The 2,576-nt window shown below is 40.4% G+C and carries 2 protein-coding genes and 1 pseudogene; 1 reads left to right on the forward strand and 2 read right to left on the reverse strand.

All coding sequences use genetic code 11. From position 1 onward, the window contains the following. Positions 1-101 precede the first annotated feature (101 nt). Positions 102-872: pseudogene (locus tag AB3112_RS10595) on the reverse strand (Cof-type HAD-IIB family hydrolase). 158 nt (positions 873-1,030) lie between these two features. Here AB3112_RS10595 and AB3112_RS10600 point away from each other — a divergent pair. Further along, on the forward strand, positions 1,031-1,684 hold the full coding sequence (locus AB3112_RS10600; RefSeq protein ID WP_084998578.1) for a deoxynucleoside kinase: 654 nt from the start codon (positions 1,031-1,033) through the stop codon (positions 1,682-1,684). Between the two features lie 185 nt (positions 1,685-1,869). On the opposite strand, the gene AB3112_RS10605 is transcribed toward AB3112_RS10600, so the two are convergent. Next, positions 1,870-2,576 (reverse strand): DUF3658 domain-containing protein (locus AB3112_RS10605; protein WP_367334465.1); only part of this gene is annotated, 707 nt, incomplete at its 5' end.

Genomic DNA, 2,576 nt, shown 5'->3' on the forward strand with positions numbered 1-2,576 from the left:
CCCGGACAAAGGTTTAAACGCTTTTATCCAGGCCTTTTTGACTGTCACAAATTATTCAAATCTTAATTGTCATTCCAGAAAACATCCACTAGCCCACCAAGTTATTTGATCAGTCCGTAATGGCGCAATCCGTTAACAATGCCACCATTGATATTTGATTTAGTGACGTAAGTGGCTTTTTCTTTGGCTTCAGGGACCCCATTTCCCATCGCAATTGGGAACTTGACTTCCGCAAACATTTGTAAATCGTTCATTTGGTCACCAAATGCATAGGATGGCACATCGCCTAAGTCCAACTTCTACATCAATGCCTGAATGACAGTCTGCTTTGAAACGCCCCATTTCATAGTGTCCAAACAGCGGGGGTTGTTTCTGACCAAGGACAACTGACCCTTGAATTTATCTTGATACAACTTATCTTTATCATAGTTGAAGACGTTTAAGAAATTCACTTCATTGTGCTTATAAAATTCGGGGTCAACGTGCGGTGTTAAACGCAATAAACGATAATTGACCTTCGTCATATCATTTTCAGCAGTTAGGGCAAATTCCTTATTATTGTAAAATGAAATCACGTCGCCCTGTTCTTTTGCGAATGCCAAAATATCTTCGATCACCTTGTTATCGATTTGTTCTGCCTTTAACTTCTTGCCTTCGTACTGAACGTAACTTCCATTCGCACTCACCAGTGAGTTGATTCCGGTAGCATCAATGACATATTGAATTTCAAAAATATTTCGCCCAGTGGAGATGACCGGCAAAATGTTATTTTTTCGCAATTCTTTGATAGCTGCGACATTTTCATCGGACACATTTTTTTCGTTATCAAAGAGTGTCCCGTCCAAATCAAAAAACACAACCGCTTTATACATTGAATTCCCTCCATTATTACCTTATTAACTACATTGTACTACTTAATATGTTAACCATTTCGAAATTTAACTCGGGAGAACAGCAAGATTACATATATTGTGTGACAACATTTTGTGGTACACTAGATATTGTAATTTTCTTAAAGAAGGGGCTACTCATGGTGATAATAACTGCAGGAATGATTGGTGTCGGAAAGACCACCTTAACCGGAAAGATTGCTGAACATTTAGGGAGCAAGGCATTTTTTGAACCCGTTGGCGACAATCCGGTGTTACCACTCTACTACTCCAATCCCAAACAATATGGCTTTTTACTTCAAATCTACTTTTTGAATAAACGCTTTTCAATGATCAAACAAGCCCTGAGCGATGATAATAATGTTTTAGACCGGTCAATTTATGAGGATGCCCTCTTTACCCGCGAAAACAATGCTCAGGGAAACATTACCGATACGGAGCTTTCAGTTTATTTAAAACTGCTCGATAATATGATGGCAGAACTCAGTGAACTGCCTAAAAAGGCCCCTGATTTGCTTGTATACGCCGATAGCGACTTCGAGACGATCAAACACCGGATCAAGAAGCGCGGCCGTGATTACGAGCAATTTGACGACAATCCCGGCTTGCAGGAATACTACTTCAAGATGTGGGCGGCCTACAAGAAGTGGTTTGACGAATATGATGTGTCGCCTAAAATCAAAATTAATTTACAAAAATATGATTTGTCTGATCCCAAAAACATCGACATTGTCTTAAAGCAAATCGATGACGCGTTGGCCAAGATTCGCCAACCTCAAAGCGATGCCCTTTAACAACGGAATGAAAAAAACATTTTGAACTCAGAATTTAAGCCCGGCGATCGATTATTCCTTGATTTGGAATGGTTGATTGCCGGGCTTAAATTTTTTTCGCACGTTTTTTCAGCTAAGTAATATGAGAACGTTCAGAGATTGCATCAAAAATTAGCACGTTTAGCCAAGTCCCATTTTTCATCGGGTTAATGACGAATCCGAATCTTTCCCACCATCATGTCAGGATCGATCTTATATTCCAAACTGCCCTTCGATACCAAATAGTCGATGCGATGCCGGTACCACCACTCAGGTGCGAATGGATAATTCCCAATGGTTTCGCCAATGACGCGGATAATTTTTCGAAATCGTTCATCACTCAAATTTAACAGGATAAAGCGATCGTAAAAGTCGATTGACTGGCTGATACACTTCCCGTTAATAACCGCCCTAATTGGATTGTTCTCACTTCTGAGATCGCGCCAATAATAACTATAGGCAGTTCGTCGATTCTTCGATACTGACTTTTCTAAATCAAACAAATTGAATTCATCAATGTTTTCGGGGGTGAGGTCGCCTAATCCCGAAATGATTGCTAAGGCGTTATCGGAAGTGACAAAGTTCATTGGCACTTTGATGCTGGACATTTCCACCGTTGAGTTTTTCAAATAGTTACACAACCATAAAAAACCGCAGTAATCATTCACATCATCGGACCACCAAACTCGCAGCGGTTCGTTTCTTGCAATCGCTTCATCTAGTAATTTTAGCGCGTTACGGAGATTTTGAACCGCTTGAGCCGTATGGTACTCCGAATTTTCTTGGTGGGCGTACTGAATTTTATAAACCGTTTGTCGGTTTTCGATAAAAGTTCCCTGGCTAATATCCCCCAAGCCCAGATACATTGGTAACG

Source organism: Lentilactobacillus sp., assembly GCF_040773105.1.
GTDB classification, from domain to species: Bacteria; Bacillota; Bacilli; order Lactobacillales; family Lactobacillaceae; genus Lentilactobacillus; species Lentilactobacillus parabuchneri.

Bases quoted from the DNA above. Each gene is read 5' to 3' on its own strand.
- AB3112_RS10600 (WP_084998578.1), top strand. From the start codon at position 1,031: ATGGTGATAATAACTGCAGGAATGATTGGTGTCGGAAAGACCACCTTA.